17 protein-coding genes and 2 tRNA genes are annotated in these 15,229 nt (G+C 65.2%); 12 read left to right on the forward strand and 7 right to left on the reverse strand.

Translation table 11 applies throughout. The features are described 5' to 3' along the window. Positions 1-53: 53 nt before the first annotated feature. Together cmrA and lysA are read left to right on the forward strand one after the other, a co-directional pair. Positions 54-857, forward strand: a complete 804-nt coding sequence (gene cmrA / locus ACQPZ2_RS36520) for a mycolate reductase (protein ID WP_433522576.1) — start codon at positions 54-56, stop codon at positions 855-857. Between the two features lie 311 nt (positions 858-1,168). Next, on the forward strand, positions 1,169-2,512 hold the full coding sequence (gene lysA, locus ACQPZ2_RS36525) for a diaminopimelate decarboxylase (RefSeq protein ID WP_433527618.1): 1,344 nt from the start codon (positions 1,169-1,171) through the stop codon (positions 2,510-2,512). Between the two features lie 10 nt (positions 2,513-2,522). Here the strand turns inward: lysA and ACQPZ2_RS36530 are convergent, their stop codons facing one another. After that, positions 2,523-2,966 carry a MarR family winged helix-turn-helix transcriptional regulator gene (locus tag ACQPZ2_RS36530; protein ID WP_433522577.1) on the reverse strand — a complete coding sequence of 148 codons (444 nt, stop codon included), beginning with the start codon at positions 2,964-2,966 and terminating at the stop codon, positions 2,523-2,525. 52 nt (positions 2,967-3,018) lie between these two features. Here ACQPZ2_RS36530 and ACQPZ2_RS36535 point away from each other — a divergent pair, with 52 nt between their 5' ends. Beyond that, entirely contained in the window at positions 3,019-4,113 is a 1,095-nt protein-coding gene (locus ACQPZ2_RS36535; protein WP_433522578.1) for an FAD-dependent oxidoreductase, read from the forward strand. An 86-nt stretch (positions 4,114-4,199) separates the two neighbouring features. On the opposite strand, the gene ACQPZ2_RS36540 is transcribed toward ACQPZ2_RS36535, so the two are convergent. After that, on the reverse strand, positions 4,200-5,987 hold the full coding sequence (locus tag ACQPZ2_RS36540; RefSeq protein ID WP_433522579.1) for a helicase HerA-like domain-containing protein: 1,788 nt from the start codon (positions 5,985-5,987) through the stop codon (positions 4,200-4,202). A gap of 312 nt (positions 5,988-6,299) precedes the next feature. Here ACQPZ2_RS36540 and orn point away from each other — a divergent pair, with 312 nt between their 5' ends. Both orn and ACQPZ2_RS36550 read left to right on the forward strand, forming a co-directional pair. Beyond that, the gene (gene orn, locus ACQPZ2_RS36545; protein ID WP_063047777.1) at positions 6,300-6,941 is read left to right on the forward strand and encodes an oligoribonuclease; all 642 of its coding nucleotides are present in this window, start codon (positions 6,300-6,302) and stop codon (positions 6,939-6,941) included. A 55-nt stretch (positions 6,942-6,996) separates the two neighbouring features. Further along, positions 6,997-7,069 (forward strand) — tRNA-His (locus tag ACQPZ2_RS36550). Between the two features lie 84 nt (positions 7,070-7,153). Here the strand turns inward: ACQPZ2_RS36550 and menC are convergent. Beyond that, positions 7,154-8,260: an o-succinylbenzoate synthase gene (gene menC, locus ACQPZ2_RS36555; RefSeq protein WP_433522580.1), complete on the reverse strand. Its 1,107-nt coding sequence runs from the start codon at positions 8,258-8,260 to the stop codon at positions 7,154-7,156. Positions 8,261-8,412: 152 nt separating this feature from the next. Between menC and ACQPZ2_RS36560 the strand changes: the two genes are divergently transcribed. Continuing rightward, entirely contained in the window at positions 8,413-8,691 is a 279-nt protein-coding gene (locus ACQPZ2_RS36560; protein WP_063047778.1) for a hypothetical protein, read from the forward strand. An 8-nt stretch (positions 8,692-8,699) separates the two neighbouring features. On the opposite strand, the gene ACQPZ2_RS36565 is transcribed toward ACQPZ2_RS36560, so the two are convergent. Next, a complete protein-coding gene (locus tag ACQPZ2_RS36565; protein ID WP_433522581.1) occupies positions 8,700-9,914 on the reverse strand; it encodes a L,D-transpeptidase in 1,215 nt (404 codons plus the stop codon). A gap of 316 nt (positions 9,915-10,230) precedes the next feature. On the opposite strand from ACQPZ2_RS36565, the gene ACQPZ2_RS36570 reads away from it, so the two are divergent. Continuing rightward, positions 10,231-10,303: transfer RNA gene (locus tag ACQPZ2_RS36570), tRNA-Lys, on the forward strand. 134 nt (positions 10,304-10,437) lie between these two features. Here the strand turns inward: ACQPZ2_RS36570 and ACQPZ2_RS36575 are convergent. Beyond that, a complete protein-coding gene (locus ACQPZ2_RS36575; protein ID WP_433522582.1) occupies positions 10,438-10,812 on the reverse strand; it encodes a cupin domain-containing protein in 375 nt (124 codons plus the stop codon). Positions 10,813-10,889: 77 nt separating this feature from the next. Here ACQPZ2_RS36575 and ACQPZ2_RS36580 point away from each other — a divergent pair, with 77 nt between their 5' ends. The 3 genes from ACQPZ2_RS36580 to ACQPZ2_RS36590 all read left to right on the forward strand — a co-directional run bounded on the left by ACQPZ2_RS36580 (position 10,890) and on the right by ACQPZ2_RS36590 (position 12,917). Then, positions 10,890-11,360: a MarR family winged helix-turn-helix transcriptional regulator gene (locus tag ACQPZ2_RS36580; protein ID WP_433522583.1), complete on the forward strand. Its 471-nt coding sequence runs from the start codon at positions 10,890-10,892 to the stop codon at positions 11,358-11,360. Between the two features lie 532 nt (positions 11,361-11,892). After that, positions 11,893-12,510, forward strand: a complete 618-nt coding sequence (locus ACQPZ2_RS36585) for a transglycosylase SLT domain-containing protein (protein WP_433522584.1) — start codon at positions 11,893-11,895, stop codon at positions 12,508-12,510. A 95-nt stretch (positions 12,511-12,605) separates the two neighbouring features. Next, entirely contained in the window at positions 12,606-12,917 is a 312-nt protein-coding gene (locus ACQPZ2_RS36590; RefSeq protein ID WP_433522585.1) for a hypothetical protein, read from the forward strand. 1 nt (position 12,918) lies between these two features. Here the strand turns inward: ACQPZ2_RS36590 and ACQPZ2_RS36595 are convergent, their stop codons facing one another. Then, positions 12,919-13,383, reverse strand: coding sequence for a MarR family winged helix-turn-helix transcriptional regulator (locus ACQPZ2_RS36595; RefSeq protein ID WP_433522586.1), 465 nt, complete (start codon positions 13,381-13,383; stop codon positions 12,919-12,921). A gap of 58 nt (positions 13,384-13,441) precedes the next feature. Here ACQPZ2_RS36595 and ACQPZ2_RS36600 point away from each other — a divergent pair, with 58 nt between their 5' ends. Together ACQPZ2_RS36600 and ACQPZ2_RS36605 are read left to right on the forward strand one after the other, a co-directional pair. After that, on the forward strand, positions 13,442-14,419 hold the full coding sequence (locus ACQPZ2_RS36600; RefSeq protein WP_433522587.1) for a pirin family protein: 978 nt from the start codon (positions 13,442-13,444) through the stop codon (positions 14,417-14,419). 136 nt (positions 14,420-14,555) lie between these two features. Further along, positions 14,556-14,852 (forward strand): excalibur calcium-binding domain-containing protein, encoded by a 297-nt coding sequence (locus ACQPZ2_RS36605; protein ID WP_040687515.1) that lies wholly within the window; start codon positions 14,556-14,558, stop codon positions 14,850-14,852. A 60-nt stretch (positions 14,853-14,912) separates the two neighbouring features. Here ACQPZ2_RS36605 and ACQPZ2_RS36610 read toward each other — a convergent pair whose 3' ends face one another. Continuing rightward, positions 14,913-15,134, reverse strand: coding sequence for a DUF3618 domain-containing protein (locus tag ACQPZ2_RS36610; protein WP_040687513.1), 222 nt, complete (start codon positions 15,132-15,134; stop codon positions 14,913-14,915). Positions 15,135-15,229: the final 95 nt, after the last annotated feature.

A 15,229-nucleotide genomic window follows, 5' to 3' on the forward strand; every position in this document is an offset into this window, starting at 1 on the left:
ACCCGGAATGGGTGCTGGGGCCACTTCCCACCCGTATCGCCTAGGCTCCTCTCGTGAGTTTGCCCTCTGCTACCTCCGAGAATCGTGCGGTCGTTACTGGTGCCTCTTCGGGTATCGGGACGGCGCTTGCTGCTGAGCTTGCTGCTCGCGGGTATTCGTTGATCCTGGTCGCGCGGCGCGGGGAGGTGTTGAACGAGCTCGCGCAGCGGCTGACGTTGGCGCATGGGATTACCGCGGAGGTGCGGGCGGTCGATCTGGCCGATCGGGCGGCGCGGGGGGCGCTGGTCGAGGAGTTGGCGGCTCGCGATATTTCGATCCTGTGCAATAACGCGGGTATCGCAACCTTCGGTGCGGTCGCAGAATTGGATCCGGCGTATGAGCGGGACCAGATGGAGCTCAATGCCGTCGCGGTGCACGATCTCACCTTGGCCGTGCTGCCCGGCATGATCGCCAGGGGTAGCGGTGGCATCCTGATCAGCGGGTCGGCGGCGGGCAATATGCCGATTCCGAACAATGCGACCTATGCGGCGAGCAAGGCCTTCGCAAATACCTTCTCCGAATCGCTGCGCGGCGAATTGAAAGGCTCCGGCGTGCACGTCACCCTGCTCGCGCCGGGCCCGGTCCGCACCGAAACTCCCGATCCGGCCGAGGCCTCCATCGTGGACCGAATGGTGCCCGACTTCATGTGGGTCACCTCCGAATACACGGCCAAGATCTCCATCGACGCCCTGGCCCGCAACAAGATGCGCGTGGTCCCCGGCCTGATCAGCAAGGGCATGAGCGTCGCGGGCCAGTACGGCCCCCGCGCCCTCACCGCCCCGGTCGCCGGCGCGTTCTACAAGAAGCTCGGCGGCTGAGCAGTAGCAGCTTCGCCATCACCGCCCAACCGGGTGCGCGCAGCGAGGTCCAAGGTCGTCGCGGTCAAATGCCAGACCTGATCGGTGGCCGCGTCCAGCGTCGTGGCCGAACCGTCCACCGACATCAACGCCGGAATCGGTCCGGTTCGGCGCAAGCGCAGGCCGCATCGCAGGGCCGATCAGCAACCCGTCAGGAAATGTTTCAGGTGCGTCAAGGATCCGTCAGCATCGCCCCTGACCAGCACGAACCAGCGTAGTCCTGATATCGGCCCCGCATGCCGAGAAAGCGGGGGCACACCCAGGAGAACCACGTGACGCTGCTCGAGATCTTCCCGTCGCTGCGGTCGGGAATGCCTTCGCGCCTCGACTCCGCGGTCTGGCCGCAAGACACCCACTACGACGACGACGGCCGAATCACCCTCGGCGGGGTCGCCCTCGCCGATATCGCCGACCAGTACGGCACCGCCACCTATGTACTCGACGAGCACGAGGTCCGCACCCGCTGCCGCGCTTACAAGAAGGCCTTCCCGGAGGCCGAGATCATCTATGCGGGCAAGGCGCTGATGATCCGCGCGGTCGCGGAATGGGTTACTCAGGAAGGACTTTCAGTCGACGTATGTTCGGCGGGTGAACTCGCCATCGCCATCGCGGCCGGTGTCGACCCGAAGCGAATCGTGTTGCACGGCAATGGCAAATCCTTCGACGAACTCGAAGCCGCGGTGCAAAGCGGTGTCGGCCGGATTGTGATCGATTCGATGACCGAGATCACCCTGCTCTCGGCACTGGCCACCCGACCACAGCAGGTCCTGCTCCGGCTGTCGCCCGGCATCGATGTGCACGGGCATCCGGCCGTGAAAACCGGTGTGCTGGACCAGAAATTCGGTTTTCCGCTCGGCGGCGATATGGCCGCCGAGGCGGTCGAACGCATTATGCGCCAGCCGAACCTCGAGCTGATCGGCTTCCACTGCCACCTCGGTTCCCAGATCTACGATCCGGACCACTACGGCGAGGCGGTGCGCCGGATGATCGCCGAAATGGCAAGGGTCCGTGTGGATCACGGCCACATTCTCACCGATCTCGACCTCGGCGGCGGACATGCGGTCGCCTACCGCAGCGGGGACGCCGAGATGAATCTGGCCGAACTCGCCGACATCATCGACGACGCCCTGGACGCGGCCTGCGCGCGGAACCACTTCCCGCGCCCGAATATCGCCTTGGAGCCGGGGCGCGCCATCGTCGCGCGCGCAGGCGTGACGCTGTACCGCGTGCTGTCGGTCAAGCCTATCGATGGCGGACGGACCTACGTCACCGTCGACGGCGGCATGGGCGATAATGCCCGCGTCGCGCTGTACGGCGCGAATTACGAAGTGGTCATTGCCAATCGCCATCCCTGCGGCCCACAGATGACCGCGACGGTGGCGGGTCGCTACTGCGAAGCGGGCGATTTGCTGGCCACCGATATCCGGCTCCCGGCCGACCTGCGCCCCGGCGAGGTGCTCGCGGTGCCGTGCACCGGCGCCTACCACCACAGCCTCGCCTCGTCCTACAACAGCGTCGGTCGCCCACCTGTCATCGCGGTACGCGACGGACGCGCCCGCCAGCTGATCCGCCGGGAAACCACCGACGATCTACTCGCCCGCGATATCGGCAATTGACGGGCCGATCTCAGTCCTGTCCGGCGGCGCGCTCGATGAATCGGCCGAGCAGTTCATGCAGCTGTCGGCGTTCGGCCTCCGAGAACGGCGCGAGTAATTCGACCACCGCCGCATCGGCGGTGCGATTTGCGGCCTCGAGCCGCTCCCGCCCGCTCGGCGTGATGTGCACGGCATAGCTGCGACGATCCCGCTCGTCCTTGCGCCGCTCTGCCAGCCCCTGCCGCTCCAGCTCATCGATGATGTAGACCATCGATGACTTGTCCAGTTGCAGCCGGTCGACCAACGCGCGCTGGCTGAGCGGCCCCACCTCGGCCAGACAGCCGAGCACCCCGAGATGACGCAGCTCGAGCCGCTGTTCCCGCAGTGCACGATTGGCGGCCGCACGCGCATAGCGGTGCGCCAGATAGAGCTGACCACCGATCTGGGCGCCGAGCTGATCCGAAATATCCGCCACGGTGCAAACTATATCCGATGACAGATCGTCTGAATTCAGATAGTTTTAAATCATGAATATTGTCATCGTGGGAGCCGGGCTGGCCGGACCCCTGCTCGCACAGGGCCTGCATCGTGCCGGAATCACCGTCGAGCTCTACGAACGCGAAGCCGCGGACCAGCACAGCCAGGGCTACCGCATCTCCCTCGATCCGGAGGGCGACCTCGCATTGCGCAGCTGTCTGCCGTCGGACCGTTACGAACGAATCCTCGCCACCGCAGGCAAACGCGGTACCGGGGTGCGGTTCCTCGACCCGCAACTGCACGTCGTCCGAGAGATGCTGGTGCCACCGAGGGCCGATGAGCATGTGCACGGACGGCATCTGACCGTCGACCGGGTAACACTGCGCAAGATCCTGCTCACCGGCATCGACGTCCACCACGGCGCATCCTTCCAACGCTTCGAACTGCTCGACGACGGCCGGGTCCGGACCTACTTCGACGACGGCACGGTCACCGATGCGGATCTGCTGGTCGCCGCCGACGGCACCCATTCCCGCATCCGCGCCCAATGGCTACCGGACGCCGAGGTGATCGATACCGGCCAAGCGGAGATCTATGGCAAGACAGCGCTGACCGACGAGATCCGCGCGTTGACCCCCGACGCCGCACTGGACGGATTCAGCGTGATCGCCGGTACCGATGGCCGATTCATGTCGCTGGCCGCACACGAATTCGCCGCCGGCGACGGCGATGACTATGTGATGTGGGTGGTCGCCGCACCGACTGCAACGGTTCCGGCCGACCTGTCCGCTATGGACAAGCGGCAACTACGGAAAATCGCCATGGAACTGATCGTCGACTGGCCGGAGAATCTCGCCGCACTCGTGCGCCATGCCGATTCGGAATCCGTCCACAACACCACGATGCGGACGGCAAAACCGTTGCCGCACTGGGAAACCGGGCCGGTCACACTGATGGGCGACGCCATCCACACCATGATCCCCGCCGGGAGCAGCGCGGCGACAGCCCTGCGCGACGCCGCCCTGCTCTGCCGCCGCATTACCGAGCGGACCGGTTCCCTGCGCGACGCGGTCCACGCCTACGAAACCGAAATGCTCGACTACGGTTTCGCGATGGTGGAGCGCTCGCTGCGCAGCGCTACCTGATCCTCGCCGCGGCCCCATTCGAAGATCCACCCTCTCCCGATCCGCAGACCAGCACTGCTCGGGATCGGCGTCATCGGTGCTCGCGCTCAGCGCTTGCGGGTGCCGAAAATGCTGCGGCTGATCTCGCGGCCCGCGGCGGTCGCGGCCGAACGCAGGAAGCTCTTCACCGCCGGATTCTTCATGATGCGCTCGGCGGCGGATTCCTCCTCGGGTGCGGCCTTCGAATGCCCCGGCGCCGGAGCCGTCTCCGGTTCCTGTTGTGCCGCAGCGGCTTTCGCGGCCATGATCTCGTAAGCCGACTCACGATCGATGGTCTGGCCGTATTTGGCGGCCAGCGCGCTGGACAGCGCCCGCGACTTGATCTGATCCTCCCCGATGGTATCCATCAGCGACCGCGGCGGCTGAATCCTGGTCCACGCCACGGGCGTCGGCGCGCCCTTCTCGGAGAGCACCGTCACGATCGCCTCCCCGGTGCCCAGCGAGGTGAGCGCCTGCTCCAGGTCGTAGACGCCGGTCTTCGGGTAGGTGCGCACCGTCTTGGACAGCGCCTTCTGATCGTCGGGCGTGAAGGCACGCAGCGCGTGCTGAATGCGCGCACCCAGTTGGGAGAGCACCGGATTCGGGATATCGGTGGGCAGCTGGGTGCAGAAGAAAACGCCGACACCCTTGGACCGGATCAGCTTGACCGTCTGCTCCACCTGTTCCAGGAAAGCCTTCGAGGCATCCGCGAACAACAGGTGCGCCTCGTCGAAAATAAAGACCAGCTTGGGCTTTTCGACATCACCGACCTCGGGCAGCGTCTGGAACAGATCGGCGAGCACCCACATCAGGAAGGTCGAGAACATCACCGGCCGCGCCGCCTGCGCACCGAGTTCGAACAGCGTGATCACGCCCTGACCGCCCGCGGTGCGCAGCAGATCGGCCGGATCCAGTTCGGGCTCACCGAAGAAGGTGTCGCCGCCATCGGCCTCGAGATTCACCAGCGCGCGCAGGATCACTCCTGCGGTGGCCGCCGAAACCCCGCCGATGCCTTTGAGATCCTCCTTGCCCTCCGGACTCGTGAGATGGGTGATGACCGCGCGCAGATCCTTCAGATCCAGCAGACCGAGACCCGCCTTATCCGCCCAGTGGAAAATCAGCCCGAGCGTCGACTCCTGAGTTTCGTTGAGCTCCAACACCTTACTGAGTAGCACCGGCCCGAATGCGGTGATGGTCGCGCGGATCGGCACCCCGACACCGCCGGTGCCGAGCGAGACGAATTCGGTCGGATAACCGGTCGGCGCCCAGTCCGGCGCACCCGTCTCGGCGGCCCTGGCGCTGAGCTTTTCATCGGCCTGCCCCTGCTGTGCGAGCCCCGAAAGGTCGCCCTTGATATCGGCGAGTACCACCGGAACCCCGGCCCGCGAAAGCTGTTCGGCGATGCCCTGCAGTGTTTTCGTCTTACCGGTGCCGGTCGCACCGGCGACCAGCCCGTGCCGGTTCATGGTGCGCATCGGAATCCGCACGCGCGCAGTCGAATCCACGGCGCCGTCCACGACAACTGTGCCCAATTCCAGTGCCGCTCCGTCGGACGCGTATCCGGCAGCGATCTGCCGCGCCACCGACTGTTCCGCGGCCTGCGCGGTCTTGGACGCCGCCAACCGCGCGGATTCCGCCGCGGCGGCGCTGGCGACCGCGGTCTCCGCCGTCGCGGCCGCCTTGGATTGCGCGGCCTCGGCCTGCGACGCATTCGGGTCCGCGCTCGCGGCCGCCGCCTCCTGCTCGGCCAACTCGCGTTCGGCGGCTTCGGCCGCGGCGGCCGCTTCCGCGGCCACGCGCGCCGCCTCCTCGGCCGCCTTCCGTGCTGCGGCCGCCTTCTCCTGAGGGGTTGTCATCGCGCGTCCTCCGTCTGGTCCGCAGTGTTAGCTGTCGTGCCGAAAACGCATACGCCGATCTCCCGCAAACTCTATCGCCGCTGCTGCCCTCGAGACGGCTCAACTCAGTGGTGACATGCACTCCTCAGCAACCAGCACTGGTTCCGAGCGAAGCGAGAGCGAGCATGCGCCGTTCGCGGCCCGTCTCGCATCCGAGTGGCCGAAGCGCATGCGAGCAGTCGCGAGTCTCGGCCGCTCGGATGCGAGACATCCGGGGGCCGCGAACACGGGATGCCGAAGGCATCGCCAATAAATACAGCTAATGTTGCCGGGGTGTCCGACAAATACGTGGTGTGGATGGATTGTGAGATGACCGGCCTGCGTCTCGACAGCGACAAGCTGATCGAGGTGGCCGCGCTCGTGACCGACAGCGACCTCAATATTCTCGGTGACGGCGTGGATATCGTCATCCACGCCGACGACGCGGCCCTGGCCGCCATGCCGCAGGTGGTCGCCGATATGCACGCACGTTCGGGCCTGACCGAGGAAGTGCGCCGCTCCACGGTCACCCTCGCCGATGCCGAAAAGCAGGTACTCGACTACATCCGCGAATACGCCCCGGCCGCGGGCACGGTCCCACTGGCCGGCAATTCCATCGCAACCGACCGTGGCTTCATCGCCCGCGATATGCCCGCACTCGATGCGCATCTGCACTACCGGATGATCGATGTGAGTTCCATCAAGGAGTTGTGCCGCCGCTGGTACCCGCGCATCTACTTCGGCCAGCCCGAGAAGGGCCTGACCCACCGCGCCCTGGCCGATATCAAGGAATCCATTCGCGAACTCGAGTACTACCGGCGCACGGCCTTCGTCGCCGCCCCGGGACCGTCGACCACAGAGATCACCGCCGTTGCGAACGAATTGAGCGGTGCCGACAAGACGGCCGAGCAAAACGCGACGTCAGAAACCGATTAGGGACTCGAGGGGTTGACACGCTAATATCGACCGCGCTGGTAATTCACCGGCGATGGTGGCTGTAGTTCAGTTGGTAGAGCACCAGGTTGTGATCCTGGCTGTCGCGGGTTCGAGTCCCGTCAGCCACCCGAAGCGGGCCAGGTCGGAGTGCATCAGCTCCGACCTGGCCTGTTGTCTACTCGCCCGTCGTCTACTCGACAGTGCCGCTCGGTTCAGATCGGCGACAACCATTCCTTGCTCGTCGTTGCCGCCTTCAGCGCATCCGGCAACGGCTCTACACCGAGGCCGGGCCCGTCAGGCACGGTGATGTATCCGGCTTCCAGCCGCAGCGGTTCGATGATGTCTTGTTCGTAATAGCGATCCGAGGCCACGATGTCCGCGGGCAACGTACAACCGGGTAGCGCCGCTACCGCGAGATTCGCCGCCTGACCGAGCCCGGTTTCCAGCATTCCACCGCAAAATGCCGGTACGCTGTGCGCCGCACAGACATCGTGCGTCGAGCGGGCCTCGAGATAGCCGCCGACACGTCCGGCCTTGATATTCACCACCGCGCACGCCCCCAGCTCGATCGCGTCGGCAGCGCCCCGGGCCGAGAGAATCGATTCGTCCAGGCAGATCGGCGTACGCAAGCGACGGGCGAGCATGATGTGATCGCGGCAGCAGTCCTCGGCAAGAGGCTGTTCCAGCATTTCGAGTCCGAACTCGTCGAGACCGGCGAGGTGGTCCGCATCGGCCGATGTATAGGCGCAGTTCGCATCGACCTGCAGCTCGAGAGCGTCGCCGAAGCGCTCCCGTACCGCCCGCACCGGCGCGATATCCCATCCCGGCTCGATCTTGAGCTTGATCCGCTGGTAGCCCTGTTCCAGATATTCCACGACGATATCCAGCAGTTCGGGTATCTCGTCCATGATCCCGATCGAGACGCCCGCGGCCACCGATGTGCGAGTCGCGCCGAGATATCCGGCGTAAGACCGTCGTCGGGACCGCAGCCAGGCGTCGAGGATCGCCATCTCCAACGCGGCCTTGGCCATTCGATGACCACGAAACTGCGCAAGCGTGGGCGCTACATCTTCCGGATCGAGATCGCGGCCGGCCAGCGCAGGCAACAGAAACCGGCGGATGACATCGGCGGCACCATCGATGTACTCGGAGGAAAAACTCGGAGACGGCAGGGCGACGCACTCTCCCCAGCCCTCGGCGTCCGAGGCGACCACCCGCAGCAGGAGAATGTCGCGCCACAATTCGACCCCGAACGAGGTCCGAAATGGGCTGCGTAGCGGAAGGCCCAGCCGACGCAGCTCAACGCCCTCGAGCCTCACCTTCACAGCTTGACATATCAGCACCTCTTCGATAGCCGCTTACTATCACCAAATTATCTGACAGATCACCGTTTCACTCCGTAGACTGCGGGCATCAGGGGCGGTGTCACCGGGACGCCATCCCGGCTGATCAGAAAGACACCAAGTTCGTGATGCGTTCCGCGGTAATCGCAGCTTTCCTCGGCACAACCCTGCTCGCCGGCGCCACCGGTACCGCAACCGCGGATATCGCGATCGAACCGGGCACCGGATCCAGCACGGGTTCGAGCTCGGTCACCACCGGATCGGCCGGCGGTGTCACCACCACCGGCTCCTCGGGCACCGGCTCGGCCGGTGCCGCGATGTCCGGCTTCGAGAATCTGCTGTTCGGCGGGCCGCTGCTGTGCGCCGCGCTCGGGAGCGCCGTCGGGGCGACACTCAGTTGCGCGTAGGCGATTGCCTAGCGATTGTCGGCGTTGCCCGCCTTCCACTCCGGCCACGGAATGTTCCAGTCACCGAGTCCGTCGACGCCCGAAAGCGTGCCGCCGACAGTGTTCTTGACGATGGTGATGTCGCCGCGCTTGGCGTTCTGCAAAACCCACAGCGCGTTAGCGGGGCTCAGGTTCAGGCAGCCGTGGCTGGTATTCGAGGAGCCCTGCGCACCGACCGACCACGGCGCCGAGTGAAAGAAGATGCCGGAGTAGGAAAGTCGGGTCGCGTAGTCGACCGGCGTCTTGTAGCCGTTCGGCGAACTCACCGCGACGCCGTAGGTCGAGGAGTCCATGATGATGCGGTCGAAGCGGTCGCCGACGATGTAGACGCCGTTATCGGTGGGGGTGCTGTCCTTACCCATCGAGGTGGGCATGGTCCGCACCACCTGACCGTTCATCTCCACCGTCACCTGCTTGGTGTTGTCGTCCGCGGTGAAGATCGTCGGATCGCCGACGGTGAAGAACGAATGGATATTGTCCTGGCCGAACAGCCCGCTTCCGAGATCACGGCCGTAGACGTTCACATCGATGGTGACCCTGGTCCCCGGCGCCCAGAAATGCTCCGGCCGCCACCGGACCTCGCGCTTGTTCACCCAGTAGAAAGCGCCCTCGACCGGCGGCTCGGTGGTGATCTTGATCGCCTTCTGCGCGGCCATGCGGTCCGGGATGTTTTCGTCGAACTGCACGGCCACCGGCTGGCCGATGCCGACAACCTCGCCCTCGCCCGGCAGCAGATAGGGCTTGGTCTGGCTGTCCGGGGAGCTGGTGGTGAAGCTCAATACCGTGGAGTTCGCGCCGCCGAGACCGATCGCGTCGGCCTTCAGCTTGTAGGTCTTGCCGTAGCCGAGTACCTCGGTGTTCTCCCAGGTCCGGCCGTCCGCGGCCAGCTTGCCCGCGACCGGAACACCCTGCGGGCTGGTCAATGTCACGGTGGTGAACTTGCCGTCGTCGACCTTGACGGTCAGCGGCACGCCCGGTGAAACTCCCATGTCACCGTCCTTGACCGGCGACAACAGCTTGGGCTTCATCAGTTCGGTGATCGGATTACGGTCGATTGCCACCGGCGAGGCGTCGGTGGCGTTGGACGACGAACACGCCGTCAAGGCCAGCGCCAACACCGCGCATACGACTACCGGTCCCGTGATCTTTCTCATCGACCGATGTCGACCCTGACCAACGTTCATTACCAACCCCGTTTCAAGTCCCGATGCGGCCAGGGCACCCGACGGCTTCGGATCCAACCCGACCACGCTCCTCCCGCAACGCCGACGGAGTTCGGTCCGGACCACGCTCCAGACATTCTGCCAGCGCAACGGGTCCGGTCCAATGGGAAATCACTCCGCCACAGGCGAGTTCCATCGGATAGATCATCCGCACCCCGCCGGGTGTTAACACCCATCGCGAAGTCCGCAACGTCCCCGGTCAGAAACCGATTTCACTTCTGGGTACTCGGCCTGTTAATGTTTGTCCCGCACCGGAACACGGAGCGCAGCAAGACACGCGCCATTAGCTCAATTGGCAGAGCAGCTGACTCTTAATCAGCGGGTTCGGGGTTCGAGTCCCTGATGGCGCACAACAGCAGAATCCCCCGTCGTAGGCAGCACCTCCGACGGGGGATTTTTCGTTTCATCAATTCGGTTACGCACGGCCATCGAAGCGGTAACGCCGGGTGTGTTGTTCGCCACCCGGTCCGTCGCGCGAAGTGACTCAGCCGACCCAGGGCGGGTTGATCACGGTTCCGTCGGGCAGTTCGCCCTGGAATCCGACCGGGACCGTCACGACGAGCACGGCTGGGTCGGCGGCCGAATTCGTCAGGGAGATCATCGAATTCGCAGGCGCTACCGCGGCGTCACCGGCCACCAGCGCCTCCGCCTGCCCATCGATCGTGATCGTCACCGCTCCCTGGATCACTACGAACGCCTCCTCGCGCAGCACCTTGTGTGGCACGCCTTCCGTCTCGCCCGACACCTGGATCTGCCAGACGCAGAGTTCGGCGCTGCCGGTGCCAGGACGGATATAGGACGTGAATCGGGTGCCGTGCATTTCATGGACTTCGGCATCGGCGGCGCGGGTTACCGGCATGTCTTAACTCCTTCATTTGGTCAAGCAGCTTGACTATATAGTCAAGCAACTTGCCTATCCGTGTCAAGATGTCAGTCATGTCGAATCCGAAACCCGCTTCGACCCTGCGGCCAGGCCAGGATCTCGCGCTGCTGCTGCTCGCCGCGGGGGCGGCTGCCACCGACGCCATTCACGCCGGAGTGGTCGCGGCCGGGTTCGCCGATGTACGGCCGACGCACGGGTTCGCCTTTGTGCGGCTGTCGCCGAACGGGGCGACAGTCGGCGAGTTGGCCGAACATCTGGGAGTGACCAAACAGGCGGCCAGTCAGCTGGTGGACGAACTCGTGCGCAAGGGTTACGCCGAGCGCAACGCGCATCCGGACGACGCGCGTGCACGGTTGATCACACTGACCGCGAAGGGGTGGGCGTGCACGCGCGCGGCCGATGCCGCCGCTGCCGAATTCGCCGACCAATGGGCGTCCGTTTTGGGCGATTCAACGGTGGCCCAATTGCGTAACGTTTTGACCCGCGTGGTGGCCCCCGGGAGAGTCCGTCCGGCCGTTTGGTGACCAAATCGAGACAAAGTGGCCTGCGTTACCCTGAAATTTCCGTGACCTGCGTCACATCAAGTTTAACAGCAAACTCCCAGCATAGATGGGGTTTCGAGAAGGCCGACCTGGGCTTTCCAAGATCGGCAACCCCCGCCATTCACTCCTCGTTCACCCTGCGTTAACCGACTGTGACCAAGCTGAGATCAGGTCGCAAGCAGACCTACAGTTTGGTTACACCGTGGAGCGATCCACACACAGTCGGAAAACGACCGCAACGGCAGATGGGTTTCACCCGCCGCGGTCGCCGGAGATATCAGCGGCACCACGACCGCAATCTCCCCGCTCGACAGCGGCACCCGCTGGGAACCGACCCCGGGTGGCTTACACCGCGTCGCGCGCCAGGGCTCGCCTGGCCTTCACAACAAAACCCGAAAACAGCATACGGAACCGATTCAGGCGGGCCTTCCCACCGGGTGCCCCGTCGGAGATCCGCGCTGCCTCAACCGGGCCGGATCCCCTCTCTGGACACGATCAAGGAACTGATTTCGAAATGCTCGACAAACGCCTCACCTCTTTCCGCCGCCTATCGCTGCGTGACAGTGTCACCCTCGCTGTGGCCGCGGCCGGTCTTATCGCCGTCGGCACCTCCTCCGTAGTCGCGCTGGCCGACGACAGCGTTCCGTCGCGCATTGCCATGGTCGCCGATGAGCAGCCCGCCCCCGCTGCCGCGCCGGTCGATGCGGTGGCCACGCCGGTCGATGCCCCGCTCATCCCCGCCCTGCCCGCGCTGCCGGAACTGCCGCCGGTCCCCAGCGTGCCGCTGCCGCCGCCCCCGGCCCCGGTCTACGAGGACAACCTCGACGGCTGGATCCACCACGCCCTCGACATCATGGCGGCGAACGGCATCCCGGGTAGCTACAACGGCATCTACCGCAACATCATGCGCGAATCGGGCGGTAACCCCCAGGCCATCAACCTCTGGGACTCCAACGCCGCCGCCGGCATCCCGTCCAAGGGTCTGCTCCAGGTGATCGACCCGACCTTCAACGCCTACCACGTCGAAGGCACCGCATGGGACATCTGGGACCCGGTCGCCAACATCACCGCGGCCTGCAACTACGCGGCCCACCGCTACGGCTCGATGGATAACGTCAACTCGGCGTACTGATCCACGACTTCGCGAACAATGCCTCCCCGCCCGACGGCGGGGAGGCATTGTCGTAGGGTCGACCAGGACCGACCACCACCGATGCGGATTCCGCCATGACCGATTACGCCCACTCCGACCATGCATCGAAGAGTCGTGCCGAAAAGGCGCGCCGCCTCGCCACCTTTATCTGGGATCGCGGCATCACCGGAACGGAACTGCTGGATATGCCTGCGGCGGTCCGCCGGAAGCTGGCACGCGCGGCCGAGACGAATCCGCCGAGCACCGACGAGACGTGGACCACGGTGGCGAAGCTGCTCGACGAGAAGGACACCTGGGCCGCTCGTCATCCGAATCATCCTGCGGCACAGCGCAATAGCAGCGACGAGAAGCTGCTGTGGGTGAAGCCGCCGATCACCCCGTGGTGATTCAGTAACCGAGTTCGGACTCGCTCTCGGCCTCGACGACCACCTTGTCCGCCAGCGAGCGCATCGCGCGCGCCTCGGCGGGCGTCATCGGATCGACGAAGATCCGGCGCACCAGTTCGACGTGGTTCGGTGCCGCCTTCTCGAGCACCTTGCGTCCATCGGGTGTGAGTTCGACCAGAATCCCCCTGGCATCGTCCTCGGCCGGGCGCCGATCGACCAGTCCGCGAGCGGCCATGCGCGCCAGGTGTTTCGAGAGCCTGCTCTTCTCCCAGCAGACCTCGGCGGCCAACTCCTTGGCGCGCAGACATCCGCCGGGCGCGGCCGACAACGGCACCAGGAGCTCGTAGTCGGCGGTGGACAGGCCGTCCTGGGCCAGACCGGCCGATAGCGCGGCATCCAGGCGCTGGCGCAACCGGATGAAGGCCTGCCAGGTCTGCTGCTCGTCATCGCTCAACCAACGCACCACGGGAATGATCCTAGCCAGTGATTGGTTGACATGGACACCAACTACTCAGGAGGTGCCCGTGCCAGCCATCACTGTCCCCGACATCATGGTGCTGCCGCGACTCCCTCGCCCCACGGATTCGACGCGGGAACGCAAGGTGAGCAGCATCAGCACCGCACATCAGCAGCGCGAAGGCGCGGGCTTCGAGGTGCGCAGGCCGTTCCCGAGTATGGATCTGCGCTCGGCCGATCCGTTCATCCTGCTCGATCAGATGGGTCCGGTCGCCTATGAGCCGTACGAGGCCAAGGGCGCGCCGTGGCATCCGCACCGCGGCTTCGAGACCGTCACCTACGTCATGGACGGCACCATGGTGCATCACGATTCCAATGGCGGCGGTGGCGTCATCAGCGAGGGCGATACCCAGTGGATGACGGCCGGTTCCGGCATTCTGCACGATGAACTGCCCGCCGAGGAATTGGTCATCACGGGCGGCTGGTTCCACGGCATCCAACTGTGGGTCAACCTGCCGCGCGCGCAGAAGATGGCCGCACCGCGCTATCAGGATCTGCGCGGCAGTGAATTGACGCTGGTCAGTTCGCACGACGGTGGCGCACTGGTGCGGATTATCGCGGGCGCGATGGGCGGCTTCGAGGGTCCGGGTTCGACCTATACCCCGATCGCCTACGCACACGCCTCGCTCACCCCGGGCGGACAGCTGGAAACGCCCTGGCCGCAACGGTTTACCGCGATGGCATATGTCCTGTCCGGCAGCGGAACAGTGGGCACCGAGCGCCGGCCGATCAGCGAAGGCCAACTCGCGGTATTCGGCCCCGGCGACTCGATCACCGTCGCCGCGGACGCATTGCAACACAACCGAACCGGCGACCTGGAGGTGCTGCTGCTCGGCGGCCTGCCGATCAAAGAGCCTGTGGTGCAATACGGTCCGTTCGTCATGAACACCCGCGCCGAAATCATCCAGGCCATGGCGGATTACCAGGCCGGACGCATGGGCGATATCCCGGCCGAACATCTGGTGGGTAGGCGTTTGGGCGAATAACGAACGAAGGGGCGTTGTCCCCTAATGCCCCTAATTGTTTTGCTGCGCGGTTGACAAGTACGCGGCCCGTCACAACAGTGGATGCGGCGTCTCCCCCTGGACGCTACTCCACCGCAGCACACAAACAGAGGAATATATGAACGTTCGCCGGCTCACCGTCAGCGTTGCCGCCGCGGGACTCGCCTTCCTAGCGGCGCCCGCAGCCCTGGCCGACGTCCCTACCGGTTCCGCGGGAACAGGCTCATCCGCCATCGATACCGGATCGGCCGCGACCGGTTCGGCAGGCATGTCCCAGACCGGCTCGGCCGGTGGCGCATTCGCCAACTGCGACGAGGCCCGCGCGGCCGGTCGGGCACCGCTGTTCCGCGGGGAACCGGGCTACGGCCCGCATTTGGATCCGGACGGCGACGGTTTCGCCTGCCCGACGGTCTGATAGTCCTGAACGTAGAACACCCGGTGTGGCTGGCCACACCGGGTGTTCTACGTTTTCGGCTCAGCGGAAGATCTTGACCAGCACCAACCCGACGACCACCGCGGCCGCGCCGATCAGGCTGTACTTCACCTTCGGCTGGTTGAGCTTCGCCAGCACCATGTGCTTGGTGTCATCGGCGATGCGCTGCGGATCGGCCCGTACGGCGATTTCGTCGAGCGTGCTCGCGAGCCGTGTCCGTGCGGCCTCGATCTCCCGTTCGATCCGCTCGGTATCCCTAGCCACGTATATCCTCCTGTATTCAATATGCCGCGAACCGCGCTGCCGACGAGTCTAGCCAGCCGGGCTGCGTCGGTGCGGCGGCATTGTCGGGGCGTTCG

This window comes from Nocardia pseudovaccinii (assembly GCF_050942345.1).
In the GTDB taxonomy this organism is placed as follows: domain Bacteria; phylum Actinomycetota; class Actinomycetes; order Mycobacteriales; family Mycobacteriaceae; genus Nocardia; species Nocardia pseudovaccinii.